The sequence below is a fragment of the Oceanobacillus arenosus genome, from assembly GCF_003369575.1.
Classification (GTDB): Bacteria; Bacillota; Bacilli; order Bacillales; family Amphibacillaceae; genus Oceanobacillus; species Oceanobacillus arenosus.
In genome coordinates this window covers 249475-267487 of record NZ_PIOC01000010.1, presented here as the reverse complement: position 1 = coordinate 267487, position 18013 = coordinate 249475, and the positions used below count along the sequence as shown (strand labels likewise).

Below are 18013 nucleotides of genomic sequence, written 5' to 3'. Positions count from 1 at the left end.
TCAACAAAATGGATACCATTATTCAAACGTATCAATTAAAAAAAACCTTTAAAGAAGTAGAAATCATTAAACCCCTAGATTTCTCATTAAGGAAAGGAGAAATTTGTGCATTAATTGGTAAAAATGGTGCTGGCAAATCGACATTTTTTAAAATGCTTGCGGGACAATTAATGCCAACTGAAGGGGACATTCACTTTTTTGGTAAGTCAGGTAAAGAGATGACTCAATCCAGAAAAAGAATGGGTTTCATGATAGAGACACCCGAGTTTTTCCCGGATTTTACTGCAACTCAAAACCTAGAGTATTTCCGAATTCAACGAGGCGTTGTTGAAAAGAAACGCATTTATGAGGTTTTGCAAATTGTTGATTTAGCAAATCAACAAAAGAAACGGTTTAAAGATTACTCAATGGGAATGAAACAACGATTAGGAATTGCTCTTTGCCTGCTAAGCAGTCCAGATTGTTTAGTGCTAGATGAACCAATTAATGGTTTAGATGCTAAAGGAATTATAGAAATTCGTAAGTTATTATTGAAACTAAATCAAGAAAAACAAATAACGATTTTAGTTTCTAGTCATATTTTAACTGAACTACAATTACTAGCTACACGTTTTGTATTTATCAAAAATGGTGTAATTGTCGATGATTTAAGTAAAGAGGACCTAGATGAAAAAAGTAAGAAACAAATTCAGCTTAAAGTCGATGATACAGCAAAAGCTGCACAATTGTTAGGACGAGCATATAACGATATTCAATTTAAAATCCTTCCTAATCATATAATAACCATCCAAAATCATGTAGAAGCAGGTGGCGAAATCAACCGCCTCTTAATCGACAACGGTGTGTTAGTGATGGAGTTTCGTATGGAAGCACTGAATTTAGAAGAGTACTTCTTGGAATTAGTGGAGGGGAATGAAAAATGATTAATTATATAAAAAGCGAAAATTATCGTTTACTGCACAAAAAAAATCTGTATATTACGAGTGTGATTTGTTTATTATTAATTGTTGTAGCAGCAGTTGTATTGCATTATTCTCAACAGCAAGACCCGAATTTTCCCTATGCAACTAGTATGTTTCTTTATTCGAACATAATTGGTAGTGGTGTACTAATTATAATTGTAGGCTTTCTCTTTAATTTGGCCCTCACTGGAAAAGATACGTCTCTAATCAAACAATCTGTATCTTTTGGTGTTTCTCGGAATACCATCTTTTGGTCAAAATTAATCCTTACTTTAAGTTATTATCTGTTGATATGTGTAGTCGGACTACTTTTAATGATTGTATTGGGTGAGAGCATTTTGGCTAGCGAGAAACAGTCAGTAAAGAATTTCTTGATAGCTAGTGTTAACATGGTGCCGATTGTGCTTAGTGGATTTTTTATCATTCATGTGCTGAGAATGTTAAGGATTAGTGAAATCTATATCATTATCATGTTACTCTTCCTTTTTATATTTTCCGGTGACTTGTTACGGATACTATTCCGCCCGATTACAGGGTTTAATGAGCTATATAAATATGCACCAAGTACACTATTAAATGAGAATTTAATGAGCTTTTTCGACCAGGCGGCTCAATTCAATTATAATTACTGGGTTACTGGCATCGTTATTTCGATCGTTTCTTTACTAATAGGGGCGAGAAAGTTCGCTAAGCTAAATATTGACTGATGGAGAAGGGATGAATGGAAGTGAGTAGCTGGTTGATAATCATTACTTTGATTTTACTGCTAATTATTAATATCGGGATGCTTCTGCTTTTGCATTGGGATATTAGAAAGATGACGAACCAATTAGAGGAAATCATAGAAAATTTCGGTACAAATGAATTGGTTCGTACAAATACACATAGTAAAAGCCTCATTCGGTTTGCTGCCAAAATCAATCAGCTCATTCATTTATTCAAGCAAGATCAGCAGTATACTCAAAAGAGAGAAAAGGAACTAAAGCAAGAAATAGCAAATATCTCTCATGATTTGAGAACGCCTTTAACATCAATTAAAGGATTTTCGGAATTGTTAACCGATCCATCTTTATCTGAAACAGAAAAGAAAGAGTTTCTAGCTGTTATTCAAAAAAAGATTGACAATCTCACAATGATTGTCGATTTGTTCTATGAACTCTCACAAATTGACTCCTCGGACAAGCAATTGATCATGGAGCAGCAGTTTTTAGATCAAACTGTCATAGAGGCTATGCTAATGTTCTACGATGACTTTGAGAACAGCCAGTTAAAGGTACACGTAAATGAAGTTGTGGTATGTCCTATTTTAGCTGACAAGAAGGCAACAAATCGAATTGTGATAAACATTATTCAAAATGCCCTGCGGTATGCCAAAAGCTATTTCACAATTAACTTAATTGAAGAAGAAGAATATGTCCGGTTAAGTGCAATAAATGATGTTGATGCATTTGATCGTACTGAAATCGATCGAATTTTTGATCGAACATTTAGATTGGATACCAGCCGAACTAGTGGGCACCTTGGATTAGGCCTGCATATTGTCAGGCAGCTTATCAACAAACAGGGAGGTAAAGTAGTTGCCGATGTTCATGAAAATGAATTTAGGATTGACGTATCGTTTAAGAAATGGGATTAGTCTGGGGAAATTAGGTAGTAAAGGTGTAATGATATGACGGAATGGGTTGATGAAGTATTGCATTGCCCCTCCATTATCCACACTTTTCAGTTCGAAAAGGACTTTTTTTGAGTTGGAATAAAGTTTTGCCATAATAGAGGGAATAGAAAACCGAGAACAGATAGGTAGGACAAGAATTGAAAGAAAAAGACCCTGAAATCGGAAATGTTTATTTTCACGAAATCAGGGTCGGAATCGGTAATGTATATTATGTTTAGGTGATGTTTAAATTAGTTAGACACTTTCTGTACAACCAAAATAAACATCTCCCAAACCCCCTACCTCAAACCCGCATTCCACCGTCCGAGTTAAAATAAAGTTTACCTACGGAACCCCCATTTTCACACTTTTTTGGTACAAAAATGGCTGTTTTTCGCCGCTTTTTCACCTGTTTTATCACCGCTTTTTCGAGAGTTGGAATAAAGTTCTCTCAATTTGTTGCATATGGGAAACACCGAGAAACCGAGACAGGACAAGGACTGGGCATGAAAAAGACCCTGAAATCGGAAATGTTTATTTTCACGAAATCGGGGTCTGAATCGGTAATGTTTATTTTGGTTCGGTGATGTTTATTTTAGTTAGACACTTTCCTCTCCAACCAACAAACCGCCTCAACATGCGGCGTCTGAGGAAACATGTCCACCGGCTGCACTTCTTTCGTCTCATAACCGCCATCTTCCAGAATTCTAAGATCCCTTGCTAATGTTGATGGATTACAAGAAACATATACAATTCGCTTCGGTTCTGTTTCAATCATCGCTTGCAGGAATTCTGGTTCACAGCCTTTTCTTGGTGGATCAACAACAATAACGTCTGGGCTTAGTCCTTGTGCTTTCCACCATGGCATTACTTTCTCGGCTTCACCAACAAAGAATTCTGCATTGTCGATGCCATTCAATTTGGCATTCATTTTCGCATCGCTGATTGCTTCTGGAACTATTTCTACGCCATAAACTTTTTTTGCCTTTTGAGCTAAAAATAACGAAATTGTACCGATACCACAATAAGCATCGACAACCACATCACTACTATCAATCTTTGCATACTCTAACGCCTTATCATAAAGTACCTTTGTTTGTACTGGATTCACTTGATAAAATGACTTAGCAGAGATAGCAAATGTAATGTCGCCAATTTTATCGTAAATATATTGCTCGCCCCATAATACCTTGGTCTTCTCACCTAAAATGACGCTTGTGCGCTTATCATTCACATTTTGTACAATTGATTTTATCTCTGGGAACTTTTCAGTTAACTCATGGATTAGTACATCCTTATTTGTTAGCTTATCTGTACGTGTCACGAACACGACCATAACTTCATTCGTTGCAAAGCCTTTTCTCACCATAATATGGCGTAATTCTCCGCGATGGTTTTCCTCATTATACGCTTTAATCCCAATTCTATTAGCGATTTCTCTAGCTGCTGGGACAATTTCGTTAATCGTTTCAGCTTGAATACTGCAGGTGTCCATATTTTCAAGAATACGATGACTGCGTTTTTGATAAAATCCTGTAATTAGCTCGCCATTTTTTTCGCCAACTGGAATTTGTACTTTATTCCGATAATGAAGCGGGCTTTCCATTCCAATGATTGGATGTACCGGAACATGCTCGAGATGCGCCACTTTCTTCATCACATTTTTCACTTGATTTTGTTTCATTTCAAGCTGTAGTTTATAACTCATATGCTGCAGCTGACATCCGCCACAATGAACATGGCAGCTTGGCTCTACACGTTCTGGACTTTGCTTCGTCAATTCGAGTAATTTACCAAAACCAAAGTTTTTATTTGTTTTTACAATCTTAACCGTACCAATTTCACCTGGTAATGCATTCGGTACAAATAAAGGATAGCCGTTAATTTTTCCTACGCCATTTCCTTCATGTGTTAAATCCTCAAATGTAAGTGTAATTATTTCGTTCTTTTTCACTGGTGTTGCTTGTTTAGCCATATATATATCTTCCTTTTACGAACATTATTTGTGATTATTATCTTATCATATTTTGAACTGCTAAATCATTTTTATTAGCTCCTTGCAACTCTGAATATTATTGTATGCACTTTCCACAGTTTAAAAATAATATTGTAGTATAATTAAACTGTAAAGGATTTTCCATTTCAAAAGGAGGAAAATGATATGCAAGTTCGTGATTTTATGATAACAGACGTTATTACCGTGAAGGCAACCGCTACGATAAAGGAATTACTATCCATCATGGTGGACAATCGAATTGGTGGTTTACCTGTAGTCGATGACCAAGGCAACCTAGTTGGTATGGTATCTGATGGTGATATATTAAGATTTCTCGCGCCAAAACCATTACAATTGATCAATTTATACAACGCTATGTATGTAGAAGCTGAAACAATTGAGGATGTATTAGAACATAATTTAGATGCACCTGTAAAGAAAATCATGACGAAGCGATTTATTTTAAAGGTATCGCCTGATGAAGAATTCGAAAAGACGATTCGTCTTTTATCGCAGCATCACTACAAGAAGCTCCCTGTCGTGAATGAAGCTGGACGAGTTATTGGTGTAATCAGCCGTGGTGATTTAATATTTAATATTTCTCAGAAAATGATTTCACTTTAAGTCAGCCCCTAAGGATAATTTTCTTGCCCTTTCCTTTAGCAGAAGATTTCTCTGCTAAAGGTTCGTGGAATTTATTAGGAAAAGGCTCTGATTCTCCTCTATCAAGATACTAAACTAAAATATCATCTACAGATTCTTATCAGGGTTATATTTATTACTCCCAGGAAGCTGTTTAATCTCTTTCCAAGCAGAAATTGCTTCCTCACGATTCTTCCCTATATTTTTCGAGTCAGCGAAAAAATCACGAATAAATTGATTGTACTCAAATTGGGGAGCAATTTTCTTCTTGTAAGTAGGATCCTTTTTGCGCTTCTCCTCTTCATACCAAGCATCTACTGCATCTCTGTATGTTTTTCCAGTATTATTCTTAAAGTAATCTTGAATATAAGTAGAAAAATGAAATTTAGGAATAACCGACTGGAAAAAGGCCCGTACCTCCTGACTGCAGCGGTGGTTCTCCGTAATAACTGTATCAAGGCTTAGTTCTGTTTGCTTCCCTGTTTTTCCGGCCCTCGCCGCTTTTCTGGAAGGATTTTTTATTTCACCTGTAAGAAGATAGACTTCAATCCTATCGGCAATCTCTAATTTAGAACCTGACGCACTAATTCCATTTTCTCTGCAAAATGATTGCAGCTCTTCTTTTAGCCAGTAAAAGTCTCTAAATTTATCTATACTTATATTTTTTGTTAGATTTGACTGCATTGTCTCCCCCCTAATATTTATCACTATTATAGAACAAATGTTTGCGTTTATCAAAAATATAGTCAAAAAAAAAAAGAAAAAAAATAGAGAGCAATACTGCTCCCTACATTCTCATTTAAAAATCCATTAAGACTACGGCACAGATACTGATACACCCTCTGCATCAGTAATCGAAAGGGTAGCTTTCCCTTCGCCAATTTTCATCGTACCTGAATGCAGTGCATCATCTTGCTTGGAAGAACGATTCTCCCAGTCATCCCCATTTAATTCGTAAACATCATTTGCTTCAATCAGCACATTTGCATCCTGACCAATAAGCATATTTACATCGGCAACGTGATTGACGATCCATGCTTTCGTGATATTTCTTGGCTTTAAATTAATAGAATTATAATTGCCAGTTACCTCCAATTGCAGATCTGATGGAATTAGAATCGTAGCAGATAAATGTACCGGGTCATTAAATGGCTGCGGAAGGCTGTATACCTCCTTAAAATCGATATATAATGTATCCCCTTGCTCTTTTATAACTAAATAATCATCCTGTGATTTGATCGTCGCCTCTTTATCTAGTATTTGCGTGCGATAGGAACCAAATATGTTCACATTATCTGGCTGACTATCTTCAAACGTAACAGCGTGATTTCCCGTATTGACAACAATTCTTGAGATTTCTTCATCAATTGCCGCTGCATATTCAGGGAGATGCAATGTTTTTGTTTCGATATTTGCCCAGTTATTCACTTTATCAAGAATCCCTGTCGTTGTAAGAATCGTCAAGCCAATGCCAGCCATTCCAATGATACCTACAAAGAAAATACTAATAAAGTCGTACTTCACCTTTGCCTTTTCCTGTTTCGACAAAAAGAGGTATAGAAGAATCTCTCCACCTAAAATAATTAAGATGATTGGCCACCATGTTAGCAGGATTGTGACTGCTTCTATATGAAGAACTTGCGATAATAGGAGCACGATGCCTAACATAAGAAGTGCAATCCCCATCGAAATACTGCCAACACGCCATGTTCTCATTCTTTACCCTCCCTCTTTCGCTTATTGCCAGCGATAAGCTTAATTCCGCCGCCAATCAGTAGCAGACAAACAACCGTTGTTTGGAAATAACTATAGAACCAATGTTGGACATTAAAATTCAGCATCCGTTCAACAACTGGTGTGATTGCTGGAATGACCATATCTGCAAATATATAATAAAGCCCAAGCAATACGAGGCCGATACCGACCCACTTTTGATGATTGATAAAATAGGAAATAACAGGTATGTCCTCAATTGCTTCTTTACCATATCTTGAAGCTTTTTGTAACCCATCAAAGAAGCTATAAAACCAGATGATTGGAATTAGGAATAAGAAAATACTTAGCCTTAATACATCGAGTATGTAAATAGAAAAGAGAAAGCCTGCCATTAACTGAATCCCTCTTCTTTGCAGTCCTAGATAAAGATGGCCAGCACCTGGGAAAATCGATAATAATATTGCAAGCGTCTTGCTCTTTTTCCCATCATCCTGGCGCATCTCGAATTCTTCCATAATCGAGCGATCCATCAATTCCTCACCAGCTTGTTTTTTTGTTAATTGTTGCATTACATCGAAGAATCCATATACCCAAATAATCGGTAAAAATGCCAAAAATAAAAGAAACTCACTGCGGCTGGATAGTGCAGTAACAAAGACAACCATTACCGCTAAGCCAATAAATGTAACGAGTAGCGTAAGGCCACGATTCACCAAGCCTAATTGGAAATGCCCAAGCCCAGGAACAAAGGATAAAACTATTGTAAAAAATCGCTCGGACTCTGGATTTTGAGTCATACTTCCTTCTTCTACATCGCCTTTAGAATGATAAAGGCGTGAGGCTGTTACGGCGGTATCGATAAAATTAATAAAATATAATCCGAATGCCAAAGCGATTATTAAAAATGGCAATTCGAAATTACCAATAATACTGTGAATTGCTAATGCCATAATTGGCAATCCAAACACAGTAAGCGTATAAAAGATACCCCGTATTTTTCCTAAATAAAACAATCCCCCACCAGGGAAAAATGCCAGTAAAAACGCGATAATTGGATTTTTCTTATTCATTATTGTTCACCCTTCTCTGTTTTCATTTCAAATTTATCGATAATCGAAGCAGATTGATCCAGCATGTTTGTAAAAATTGACGTTTCATTTTTATTAGATGCTTCAAAGTCTGTAACTACATTCATTAGCTGTGAAAATGCCCCCTGCGACATAAGGAAAAGTGTAATTGCTGCAGCAACAACATAATGCACGATTGCTTTCTGATAAAAGCTCGATTTAGCCGTTTTTACTTTCGATTCTTGCTTTTGATCATCTGATATTTTCTGCATCACTTCATCCGTAAAGGTTGCATTCGTAGCCATCACTGGGATTTTCTGTTCCATTGCTTCGATTGCCTCTAGGTAGAGTGACATACATGCATCACAATCATAGAGGTGATTCTCATAGTGCTCACGTGTCTTTTCATCTAATGTATCTTCTATATAGGAAAGCCACTCTTCATATTGGATGTGTTTCATGAAAAATCATTCTCCTTCCAATGTTTTTTCATCCACTTTCTAGCACGATATAGTTTTGTTTCAATCGTTTTTACTTGAACCTGCTGCTCCTCGGCCAATTGCTGATACGTTTTTTCCATTATGTAAAATCCAATGATAATTCCACGATACGATTCTGGAAGTTCTTCTAATCGGCTTCTAATATATTGTTTTCTCTCTTTTTCGATTATCGTTTGTTCCGTACTCTTTTCTACTTGCGAAGCTTCGTGCTCAATAGGTTCCATATCGTTTGCACTCTCTTCACGTCTTCTTACCTTTTTACGCCTTATGTCAATCGCATGATTCACGGCTATTCTGGTTATCCATGTTTTAAAACCTTGGTTTTCATACTTCGGGAGAGAAGTATAGATTTTCAGAAACACTTCTTGTGCCGCGTCCTCTGCATCCTTTTGATTGCGCAAAACAGGATAAACACTTTTGTAGATTTGTGCTCGATACTTTTCAACGAGCAGCCGGAAAGCATGATCATTACCATTCTTCGCTTTTTCAATTAATGTTTCATCCACACTTCACCCCCCCTTCAGGCATCTCTATTATAATAGACGAAACAAAGTTTATGGACCCCTACACTAAAAAGATTATTTATTTATTTCTCTTACATACAACCAAAATACAATGATTGTTTTTGAACGATTTTAATGGTAAAATACTGAATTGGAGGTTTACTATGTTAACAGAAGAACGATATGCTTTCATATTAAATGAATTAAAACATAATGGTATCGTAAAAATGCATGAATTAATGATGGCGCTTCAATGCTCGGAATCTACCATTAGACGGGACCTTGATCAACTAGAGAAGAACGGGGAGTTAAGACGTGTTCACGGTGGAGCAAAACGAATCTACCGACTAGATGATGAGTTATCAAATAATGAGAAAACACTCAAAAACGTTCAGGAAAAGGTAGCCATTGCGAAGCTCGCCGCTTCCCTCATTGAGAAGAATGATATTGTTTTTATTGATGCTGGTACAACGACGTTAGCAATGATTGATTATATTGAAAATGGGAATATTACTGTTGTAACGAATGGTATTCTACATGCTTCTTTACTTACAGACAGGAATATCACTACCTATCTTATTGGTGGAAAAATTAAACCTTCAACAAAAGCAATCATTGGTCCTACAAGCTTTAATGAATTAAGGAATTATCGGTTTAATAAAACATTCTTAGGTATTAATGGAATTGACCGTGAATTTGGCTGTACAACACCGGATCCTGAGGAAGCAGCATTAAAGAGCTTAGCAATTAAACAGGCTTCGATTACATATATGTTGGCGGACCAGAGCAAATGGAATAAAGTAAATTTCGCGAATGTATGTGACTTGGAGGAAGTCACAATCATTACGGATGAAATAAAGGGAAACATTGATTCCTTTAAACAAAAAACAGAAATTATGGAGGCGAAGCAATGATCTATACAGTGACACTCAATCCATCGATTGATTATATCGTTCATGCAGATGATGTAAAGCTTGGTGAACTAAACTATATGAGCAGTGACCTAAAGCTGCCAGGCGGAAAAGGGATTAATGTTTCCCGTATCCTTCACGAATTAGAAGTAGGTACAACTGCACTTGGCTTTATTGGCGGCTTTACAGGGGAATTTATTACAAATTGGTTATCACGCGATAACGTAAACACCGATTTCGTTAACATTCAAGAAGATACAAGAATTAATATTAAGCTGAAAGCTGATTCTGAAACGGAAATCAATGGAAAAGGACCGGTAATTTCTGTGGCAGAAGCAAATCTGCTTTTAGATAAAGTGGAAAAAGTATCAAGTGAGGATATGATTGCTCTATCTGGTAGCATGCCCAAAGCGCTACCAAAGGATTATTATGAACAACTAGTGAAACGAATGATTGCATCTGGTGCAGAATTTGTAATTGATACGACTGGCGATGCATTGAAATCCGTTTTACCTTATGGCCCATTACTCGTGAAACCAAATTTAGAAGAACTTCAGCAACTATTTGATGTAACCTTCAGTAAAAAAGAAGATATTTTACATTATGGAAAGCAATTATTGGAATTAGGTGCGAAAAATGTCATTGTTTCAATGGCTGGTGATGGTGCATTACTATTTACAGAGGATGCAGTTTATCAAGGGATCAGTCCTAGTGGTGAAGTGAAAAACTCTGTCGGTGCAGGTGACTCGATGATTGCAGGATTTATTGGCGAATATCGGAAAACAGGGGATGTTGAAACTGCCTTTAAAATGGGACTTGCTTCCGGCAGTGCAACAGCATTTTCAAATGACCTTGCGAAGAAAAATGACATTCTCTCATTACTTGATAAGGTGAAAGTAACGCGTATCTAGGGCTCGAACTACAAACATATTTGATAAAAAAAGGATGGTAGCCTTGAAAATAACAGATGTATTAAGAAAAGACATTATGATTATGGATCTTGAAGCAACAACAAAAGAGCCTGTCATAGATGAGATGATAAACAGTCTCATGAATAATGGCGTGATCAATGATCGCGAAACATTTAAAGAAGGGATCATGAACCGCGAAGCACAGTCAACAACAGGTCTTGGTGATGGAATCGCGATGCCACATGCGAAGAACAAAGCGGTTAATAAACCAACTGTACTTTTCGCTAAAAGCAATAAAGGGGTAGAATATGAATCACTTGACGGGCAACCAGCATTTTTGTTCTTCATGATTGCTGTTCCAGATGGTGCAAATGACACTCATTTACAAACATTAGCAGCACTTTCCAGATTATTAATTGAAAAGGAATTTGTTGATAAATTAAAGCAAGCGACTTCTCCAGATGAAGTGCATGCCATTTTCAATCAAGCAGAAGCTGAAAAAAATGAACATGAAAAAGAGCAGGCACAAGCGGCGAAGCAAGCATCTGACAACTCTCAGCAAAAGCCCTTCATCGTTGCGATTACTGCCTGTCCAACTGGAATTGCCCACACATATATGGCTGAGGATGCATTAAAGAAAAAAGCAGCAGAGATGAATGTTGATATTCGCGTTGAAACGCAGGGATCTGAAGGTGCGAAACATGCTTTAACAGCTTCAGAAATTGAGAAAGCAGAAGCAGTCATTATTGCTGCTAGTAAAAAAGTTGATTTAAGTCGATTTTCTGGTAAGCATCTAATCGATCGGCCTGTAACGGATGGTATCAATAAGACAGAGGAATTAATCACGAAAGCAATCAATCAAGATGCCCCAATTTATCATGGAGATAGCAATGATAAATCATCTGACAAAGTGGAGAAGTCAACTTCTGTCTGGGGTACAATTTATAAAGATTTAATGAATGGTATTTCCAATATGCTCCCATTCGTTGTTGGTGGTGGGATACTACTAGCAATTTCTTTCTTAGTTGAAAGTGTTCTTGGCAAAGATAGTGGCGTTTTTACTTTTCTGAATTCAATTGGTGGTAATGCCTTCTCCTTCCTAATTCCAATTTTTGCTGGATTTATTGCAATGAGTATTGCGGACCGTCCTGGTTTAATGCCTGGTATGGTCGGTGGACTGATTGCAGTTAATAGTAATGCAGGATTTCTTGGTGGATTAGTTGCCGGTTTCTTAGCTGGTTATCTCGTCATTTTACTGAAACGACTTTTCCGTGGCTTACCAAGGTCATTAGAAGGTCTAAAACCAATCTTAATTTATCCAGTTCTAGGGCTTTTCCTAACTGGCCTACTCATGTATTTCGTTTTCGGTCCAATTTTTTCGGGTATTAATACAGCAATGATCAATTTCTTACAAAATCTTGGAACAGGAAATGCAGTTATTCTTGGTGTAATTCTCGGTGGCATGATGGCAATCGATATGGGTGGTCCTTTCAACAAGGCAGCATATGCCTTCTCGATTGGAATATTTACAGACACTGGTGATGGAAGTTTAATGGCAGCTGTTATGGCAGGTGGAATGGTTCCACCATTAGCAATCGCGGTGGCTTCTACTCTATTCAGAAATAAATTTACAGAAGAAGAACATAAATCTGGGTTAACAAACTATGTCATGGGTCTTTCCTTCATCACTGAAGGAGCAATCCCATTCGCAGCTGCAGATCCATTGCGTATTATTGTATCGTCCGTAATTGGCGCTGCTGTTGCTGGTGGTTTAACACAATTCTGGAACACAGCAATCCCTGCACCACATGGTGGAATCTTTGTTGTTGCGTTAGCAGATCATGCACTGTTATTCTTATTAGCACTTGTAATTGGTACTTTCGTGGCTGCAATTATTCTCGGACTTTGGAAGAGGCCTGTAAGATAATATGTTTTAGAGGAGATAGATCTGCTGGGATCTATCTCCTTTTTTGCAGTACTTTAAATAGGTTTGCTTGCTATTCTTTCTCCTGCTGATTTATTTTTTCTCCAGACGATATATTCTTTCTCCTGCTGATTTATCTTTTCTCCGGGCGATATATTCTTTCTCCTGCTGATTTATTTTCTCTCCGGGCGATATATTCTTTCTTCTGCTGATATATCTTTTCTCCGGACGATATATTCTTCCTCCTGCTGATTTATCTTTTCTCCGGGCGATATATTCTTTCTCCTGCTGATTTATTTTCTCTCCGTGCGATATATTCTTTCTCCTGCTGATTTATTTTCTCTCTGGTCGATATATTCTTTCTCCTGCTGATTTATTTTCTCTCCGGGCGATATATTCTTCCTCCTGCTGATTTATTTTCTCTCTGGACGATATATTCTTTCCTCTGCTGATTTATTTTCTCTCTGGGCGATATATTCTTTCTTCTGCTGATATAACAATTTCCTTGGCGATGATAAGCTCTCCTGTTGTTAACTCCACCCTCATGATTACGGTCTATCCGTAAAATAAAAAGAAGAAAGACTAAATCATTGCTTAGCCTTCCTTCTCCATATATTCCTCTGGCACGATAAATTCGATATGTTGCTGCAGGTTGATAAATTCTCCTGGCAGTAATCCACCGTATTCGCCATCGATATTTAATTGCATTTTTTCGTGTGGTGTTACTTTAATATGTTTTGCTTGGGCATAGATGACATTTTTATCATCCAAATGTGCACCACGTAATGCTAGAGTGACAATCCGAATGAACTCCGCCAAATTTGTTTCCCGAAGAATAAGTAAGTCGAAGTAGCCATCGTTTAGCTTAGCACCTGGCGCAAGCTTCTCAAATCCACCAACAGAATTAGAATTCGAAACGAGGAATAACATAATATCTTCATCGATTACATTACCGTCATATTCGATTTTCGTGCGTGCTGGCTTTAGGGATGGGAGCATCTCTATTCCCTTTACATAATAAGCCAATTGGCCAAGCATCGTCTTCAATTTAATTGGGACATCATACGTTAATTCCGTAAGTCTTCCACCACCAGCAATATTGATAAAATGCTGATCATTTACTTTACCAACATCCAACAACATGGAATTTCCTGCTAAAATAATATCGACAGCTTTCATTATATCACGTGGAATATGCAGTGCCCTGGCAAAGTCATTTGTTGTCCCAACTGGAATGATTCCCAGTTTCGGACGATGATCCTGTTCCGCCATGCCATGGATTACCTCATTAATTGTCCCATCTCCACCTGCAGCAATAACAAGTTCATACTCTCTCTCGACCGCAAGCTTAGCAGCGTTTACTGCATCGCCCTCACCAACTGTAGCGTGAGCTGATGCTTCATATCCAGCAATCTCAAGCCTCTCTAGAATCGCAGGCAATTCCTTTTTTATTGCTTCACGTCCAGATGTTGGATTGTAAATGATTCGAGCCTTTTTCATTACCTTTTCCTCCCATAATCATTCAAAACAAACGGTATATAGTATCTTATTCTTTACTTATCATCATAGTGTTTATGAATGCTTTTGAAAAGCCTAGACTACAATCACATCGGTAATTGTAGTCTAGTATGTCTCTTCTATCGCTTATTTATTTCTTCACCTAATATTTTATTAACCATTGGTGGGTTTGCTTGTCCTTTTGTTGCCTTCATAATTTGACCTACTAGGAAACCAAGCGCTTTTCCCTTACCAGCCTTGAAGTCAATGATTGATTGTTCATTTTCATCCAAGATTTTATTCACAATTTCTTGTAACTGTGCAGGATCAGAAATTTGAACAAGACCTTTTTCTTTCACGATTTGCTCAGGTTCTCCACCATTTTCAACAAGCTCTGCGAAGACTTTCTTAGCAATTTTCGATGAAATTGTTCCATCTTCAATTAATTGAATCATTTTTGCTAAAGCTTCTGGCGTGATTGCTAAGTCATTTAACTCTTTTAAATGCTTGTTCATGTATGCAGAAACTTCTCCCATTAACCAATTTGATGCTTGTTTTACTTCTGCACCATGACCAACGGCTTCTTCAAAGAAATCAGACATTTGCTTCGTGCTCGTCAATACTTCTGCATCATATTCAGATAATCCTAGTTCTGCAACATAACGTTGTTTACGTGCATCTGGAAGCTCTGGAATTTCACTGCGGACACGCTCTTTCCATGCATCATCGATATAAAGTGGAACTAAATCCGGTTCAGGGAAATAACGATAATCGTCTGACCCTTCCTTCACGCGCATAAGAAGTGTTTCTTTTGTCTTCTCATCATAGCGACGTGTTTCCTGTAATATTTCGCCACCTGATAATAGAACTTTTTCTTGGCGTTTCTCTTCAAACTCAAGCCCTTTTTGTACATAGGAGAAAGAGTTTAAGTTCTTCAGTTCTGCCTTCGTACCAAACTTTTCTTGACCAATTGGACGAAGGGAAATGTTCGCATCACATCTTAGCGAACCTTCCTGCATCTTCACATCAGATACACCTGTATATTGAATAATGTTCTTCAGCTTTTCTAAATATGCATATGCTTCTTCTGGTGAACGCATATCTGGTTCAGACACAATCTCAATAAGTGGTGTTCCTTGACGGTTAAAGTCAACATAGGAATAACCGTCATCACCATGTGTTAGTTTACCAGCATCCTCTTCTAAATGAAGACGTGTAATACCAATACGTTTCTTCTTGCCATTTACTTCAATCTCAATCCAGCCATTCTCACCAATCGGTTGATCAAATTGTGAGATTTGATATGCTTTCGGATTATCTGGATAGAAATAGTTTTTACGATCGAACTTCGTATTGGTTGCAATTTCACAGTTTAGTGCCATTGCCGCCTTCATTGCAAAGTTTACCGCTTCTTCATTCAATACCGGAAGTGTTCCTGGATAACCAAGATCGATCGGGTTTACATTCGTATTTGGATCAGATCCGAATTCATTTACACTTGGGCTAAAGATTTTTGATTTTGTTTTTAATTCAACGTGTACCTCAAGTCCAATAATTGTCTCGAAATTCATTAGTTGGCACCTCCTAATTGAGGTCGTTTTGTATGATAGTCTGTTGCTTGTTCAAATGCATGTGCAGTACGATATACTGTACTCTCGTCAAAATGCTTCCCAATAATTTGCAGTCCGATTGGTAAACCTTCAGGAGAGAATCCACATGGAATGGAAATACCCGGTACACCTGCTAAGTTCACGGGAACCGTTAAAACATCGTCTGCGTACATTGTTAATGGATCATCAATCTTCTCGCCAACCTTGAATGCAGTTGTTGGTGAAGTTGGTCCAATAATTACATCATATTCTTCAAAGATCTTATCAAAATCATTTTTAATTAATGTTCGTACTTGTTGTGCTTTTTTATAGTACGCATCATAGTATCCTGAGCTTAGGGCAAATGTTCCAAGCATAATACGACGTTTTACTTCCGGACCAAAGCCTTCACTACGGGATTTCTTAAACATATCAATCATGTTATCAGCGTTTTCTGTGCGAACACCGTAACGCACACCATCAAATCGTGCAAGGTTTGCAGATGCTTCCGAAGATGAAATTAAATAGTATGCTGCAACCGCATATTTCGAATGTGGGATTGAAACCTCTTCCCATGTTGCACCTAGTGATTCATATACTTTTAATGCTTCTAGAACGGATTCTCTAACTTCTGGTGCTACACCTTCAGCAAGGTACTCTTTTGGCACTGCGATTTTAAGACCCTTCACATCACCTGTTAATGCTTCGGTATATGCCGGAACTTCAAGATTCGCACTTGTTGAATCCATCTTGTCATGACCTGCAATAACTTCTAAAACACGAGCATTGTCTTCAACCGTACGTGTAATTGGTCCAACTTGATCAAGTGATGATGCAAACGCAACTAAGCCAGAACGTGAAACACGTCCATAAGTCGGCTTCATTCCTACTACCCCACAAAAAGCTGCAGGTTGGCGAATGGAACCTCCTGTATCGGACCCTAAAGAAAATAGTACTTCGCCGGCCGCAACTGCTGCTGCAGAACCACCACTAGAGCCTCCTGGTACATAGTCCGTATTCCAAGGATTTCTTGTTGGATCATAGCTTGAATTCTCGTTAGAAGAACCCATTGCGAATTCATCCATATTCAATTTTCCAACTGCAATGTATTGTTCATTATTTAACTTTTCCACAACCGTTGCATCATAAAGTGGATCATTGAAATTATCAAGAAACTGACTTGCACATGTTGTACGAAGTCCTTTTGTCATGATATTATCTTTTATTCCACCAGGGATACCAAATAATTTAGCCGCGGCATCTGGATGCTCATCAAGCACCTTTGCTTTCGCTAATGCATTTTCCTTATCCAATGTTAAAAATGCATGAACTTGTCCGTCTACTTCCTCAATCCTTTGATAGGATTCTTCAACAAGATCTAGCACCGTAATCTCTTTACTATGTAGCATTGCTTCTAATTCTTTTATTGTATGGTCAAATAGTGACATCTAGTGTTACCTCCTTATTCCAATATCGATGGTACGCGAAATTGACCGTCTTTATGATCTGGAGCATTTCTAAGTGCATCCCCTTGTGTGATCCATTCTTTCGGTTCGTCTTTACGCATAACATTTTTTAAGTCAAGAACATGCGTTGTAGGTTCAATACCTTCTGTGTCCAGTTCATTCAACAATTCTGCATACTCAATAATCGCACTTAATTCATCTACTAAATGCTCAACCTCTTCTTCTGTAACAGCAAGCCTTGCAAGATGTGCGACGTGCTCTACTTGTTCTTTTGTAATTTCTGCCACGCGATAATACCTCCAAATCGTAATTTATATCGGTAATACATTATTTGCTCATTATATTATTATACCACTATTGATAATAGCAAAGATAGTCACATCAAGGCAAATAATGTCGACATTTCGGATGGAAAAATCGTCAATTTCTTTGTCTAGATAACGAAAAAACACCTGAAACGGGTTCCAAACCGTTTCAGGTAAATTCATCACTGTGTAATAGAGTAAATAATTTTGACTTACTGTATTAATTTACAATTTTACAGTTGCTTGTTGAATTGAGAATACACTTGGTTCTCTATCCATTGATAAATCTGTTGGAGCATCAGCAAAAACAAAACCAGTTACAAGAAGCGCTCCTAATGATAAGCCAGCTAAAATTTTCTTCATTATATAC

Annotated in this window: 18 protein-coding genes; 7 read left to right on the top strand and 11 right to left on the bottom strand. The window is 37.6% G+C overall.

What is annotated here, in order from left to right; genetic code table 11:
- Window positions 1-8 precede the first annotated feature (8 nt).
- The 3 genes from CWR48_RS05975 to CWR48_RS05965 are packed head-to-tail and all read left to right on the top strand — an operon-like array spanning window position 9 to window position 2598.
- Window positions 9-923: an ABC transporter ATP-binding protein gene (locus tag CWR48_RS05975; protein WP_115772313.1), complete on the top strand. Its 915-nt coding sequence runs from the start codon at window positions 9-11 to the stop codon at window positions 921-923.
- Window positions 920-1669 (top strand): ABC transporter permease, encoded by a 750-nt coding sequence (locus CWR48_RS05970; protein ID WP_115772311.1) that lies wholly within the window; start codon window positions 920-922, stop codon window positions 1667-1669. The genes CWR48_RS05975 and CWR48_RS05970 overlap by 4 nt, the downstream gene beginning before the upstream one ends.
- Window positions 1670-1689: 20 nt before the next feature.
- A complete protein-coding gene (locus tag CWR48_RS05965) occupies window positions 1690-2598 on the top strand; it encodes a sensor histidine kinase (RefSeq protein ID WP_115772463.1) in 909 nt (302 codons plus the stop codon).
- Window positions 2599-3211: 613 nt separating this feature from the next.
- Here CWR48_RS05965 and rlmD read toward each other — a convergent pair.
- Window positions 3212-4591, bottom strand: a complete 1380-nt coding sequence (rlmD, locus tag CWR48_RS05960) for a 23S rRNA (uracil(1939)-C(5))-methyltransferase RlmD (RefSeq protein ID WP_115772309.1) — start codon at window positions 4589-4591, stop codon at window positions 3212-3214.
- Between the two features lie 186 nt (window positions 4592-4777).
- Here rlmD and CWR48_RS05955 point away from each other — a divergent pair, with 186 nt between their 5' ends.
- Window positions 4778-5236 carry a CBS domain-containing protein gene (locus CWR48_RS05955; protein ID WP_115772307.1) on the top strand — a complete coding sequence of 153 codons (459 nt, stop codon included), beginning with the start codon at window positions 4778-4780 and terminating at the stop codon, window positions 5234-5236.
- A 126-nt stretch (window positions 5237-5362) separates the two neighbouring features.
- Here the strand turns inward: CWR48_RS05955 and CWR48_RS05950 are convergent, their stop codons facing one another.
- The 5 genes from CWR48_RS05950 to CWR48_RS05930 all read right to left on the bottom strand — a co-directional run bounded on the left by CWR48_RS05950 (window position 5363) and on the right by CWR48_RS05930 (window position 9043).
- Window positions 5363-5938: a DUF6434 domain-containing protein gene (locus tag CWR48_RS05950; RefSeq protein WP_115772305.1), complete on the bottom strand. Its 576-nt coding sequence runs from the start codon at window positions 5936-5938 to the stop codon at window positions 5363-5365.
- A gap of 132 nt (window positions 5939-6070) precedes the next feature.
- The gene (locus CWR48_RS05945; protein ID WP_115772303.1) at window positions 6071-6970 is read right to left on the bottom strand and encodes a hypothetical protein; all 900 of its coding nucleotides are present in this window, start codon (window positions 6968-6970) and stop codon (window positions 6071-6073) included.
- Window positions 6967-8040 (bottom strand): hypothetical protein, encoded by a 1074-nt coding sequence (locus CWR48_RS05940; protein ID WP_115772301.1) that lies wholly within the window; start codon window positions 8038-8040, stop codon window positions 6967-6969. Before CWR48_RS05940 ends, CWR48_RS05945 begins: the two co-directional genes overlap by 4 nt.
- Window positions 8040-8498, bottom strand: coding sequence for an anti-sigma factor family protein (locus tag CWR48_RS05935; protein WP_115772299.1), 459 nt, complete (start codon window positions 8496-8498; stop codon window positions 8040-8042). Before CWR48_RS05935 ends, CWR48_RS05940 begins: the two co-directional genes overlap by 1 nt.
- Entirely contained in the window at window positions 8495-9043 is a 549-nt protein-coding gene (locus tag CWR48_RS05930; RefSeq protein WP_115772297.1) for an RNA polymerase sigma factor, read from the bottom strand. Before CWR48_RS05930 ends, CWR48_RS05935 begins: the two co-directional genes overlap by 4 nt.
- 161 nt (window positions 9044-9204) lie before the next feature.
- Between CWR48_RS05930 and CWR48_RS05925 the strand changes: the two genes are divergently transcribed.
- From CWR48_RS05925 to CWR48_RS05915, 3 genes are read left to right on the top strand one after another with little or no spacing between them, the layout of a single operon-like run.
- Window positions 9205-9954, top strand: a complete 750-nt coding sequence (locus CWR48_RS05925; protein WP_115772295.1) for a DeoR/GlpR family DNA-binding transcription regulator — start codon at window positions 9205-9207, stop codon at window positions 9952-9954.
- Window positions 9951-10862: a 1-phosphofructokinase gene (gene pfkB / locus CWR48_RS05920; RefSeq protein ID WP_115772293.1), complete on the top strand. Its 912-nt coding sequence runs from the start codon at window positions 9951-9953 to the stop codon at window positions 10860-10862. The genes CWR48_RS05925 and pfkB overlap by 4 nt, the downstream gene beginning before the upstream one ends.
- A gap of 43 nt (window positions 10863-10905) precedes the next feature.
- The gene (locus tag CWR48_RS05915) at window positions 10906-12789 is read left to right on the top strand and encodes a PTS fructose transporter subunit IIABC (RefSeq protein WP_115772291.1); all 1884 of its coding nucleotides are present in this window, start codon (window positions 10906-10908) and stop codon (window positions 12787-12789) included.
- Between the two features lie 591 nt (window positions 12790-13380).
- Here CWR48_RS05915 and CWR48_RS05910 read toward each other — a convergent pair.
- The 5 genes from CWR48_RS05910 to CWR48_RS20365 form a co-directional block, all read right to left on the bottom strand.
- Window positions 13381-14286 carry a diacylglycerol kinase gene (locus CWR48_RS05910; protein ID WP_115772289.1) on the bottom strand — a complete coding sequence of 302 codons (906 nt, stop codon included), beginning with the start codon at window positions 14284-14286 and terminating at the stop codon, window positions 13381-13383.
- Window positions 14287-14423: 137 nt separating this feature from the next.
- On the bottom strand, window positions 14424-15854 hold the full coding sequence (gene gatB, locus CWR48_RS05905) for an Asp-tRNA(Asn)/Glu-tRNA(Gln) amidotransferase subunit GatB (protein ID WP_115772287.1): 1431 nt from the start codon (window positions 15852-15854) through the stop codon (window positions 14424-14426).
- Window positions 15854-17320, bottom strand: a complete 1467-nt coding sequence (gene gatA, locus CWR48_RS05900; RefSeq protein ID WP_115772285.1) for an Asp-tRNA(Asn)/Glu-tRNA(Gln) amidotransferase subunit GatA — start codon at window positions 17318-17320, stop codon at window positions 15854-15856. The genes gatB and gatA overlap by 1 nt, the downstream gene beginning before the upstream one ends.
- Before the next feature lie 14 nt (window positions 17321-17334).
- Entirely contained in the window at window positions 17335-17625 is a 291-nt protein-coding gene (gene gatC, locus CWR48_RS05895; protein ID WP_115772283.1) for an Asp-tRNA(Asn)/Glu-tRNA(Gln) amidotransferase subunit GatC, read from the bottom strand.
- Window positions 17626-17868: 243 nt separating this feature from the next.
- Window positions 17869-18006: a hypothetical protein gene (locus CWR48_RS20365; protein ID WP_170140711.1), complete on the bottom strand. Its 138-nt coding sequence runs from the start codon at window positions 18004-18006 to the stop codon at window positions 17869-17871.
- Window positions 18007-18013 lie beyond the last annotated feature (7 nt).

Bases quoted from the DNA above. Each gene is read 5' to 3' on its own strand.
- CWR48_RS05975 (WP_115772313.1), top strand. From the start codon at position 9: ATGGATACCATTATTCAAACGTATCAATTAAAAAAAACCTTTAAAGAA.
- CWR48_RS05970 (WP_115772311.1), top strand. From the start codon at position 920: ATGATTAATTATATAAAAAGCGAAAATTATCGTTTACTGCACAAAAAA.
- rlmD (WP_115772309.1), bottom strand. From the start codon at position 4,591: ATGGCTAAACAAGCAACACCAGTGAAAAAGAACGAAATAATTACACTT.
- CWR48_RS05955 (WP_115772307.1), top strand. From the start codon at position 4,778: ATGCAAGTTCGTGATTTTATGATAACAGACGTTATTACCGTGAAGGCA.
- CWR48_RS05950 (WP_115772305.1), bottom strand. From the start codon at position 5,938: ATGCAGTCAAATCTAACAAAAAATATAAGTATAGATAAATTTAGAGAC.
- CWR48_RS05945 (WP_115772303.1), bottom strand. From the start codon at position 6,970: ATGAGAACATGGCGTGTTGGCAGTATTTCGATGGGGATTGCACTTCTT.
- CWR48_RS05940 (WP_115772301.1), bottom strand. From the start codon at position 8,040: ATGAATAAGAAAAATCCAATTATCGCGTTTTTACTGGCATTTTTCCCT.
- CWR48_RS05935 (WP_115772299.1), bottom strand. From the start codon at position 8,498: ATGAAACACATCCAATATGAAGAGTGGCTTTCCTATATAGAAGATACA.
- CWR48_RS05925 (WP_115772295.1), top strand. From the start codon at position 9,205: ATGTTAACAGAAGAACGATATGCTTTCATATTAAATGAATTAAAACAT.
- pfkB (WP_115772293.1), top strand. From the start codon at position 9,951: ATGATCTATACAGTGACACTCAATCCATCGATTGATTATATCGTTCAT.
- CWR48_RS05910 (WP_115772289.1), bottom strand. From the start codon at position 14,286: ATGAAAAAGGCTCGAATCATTTACAATCCAACATCTGGACGTGAAGCA.
- gatB (WP_115772287.1), bottom strand. From the start codon at position 15,854: ATGAATTTCGAGACAATTATTGGACTTGAGGTACACGTTGAATTAAAA.
- gatA (WP_115772285.1), bottom strand. From the start codon at position 17,320: ATGTCACTATTTGACCATACAATAAAAGAATTAGAAGCAATGCTACAT.
- CWR48_RS20365 (WP_170140711.1), bottom strand. From the start codon at position 18,006: ATGAAGAAAATTTTAGCTGGCTTATCATTAGGAGCGCTTCTTGTAACT.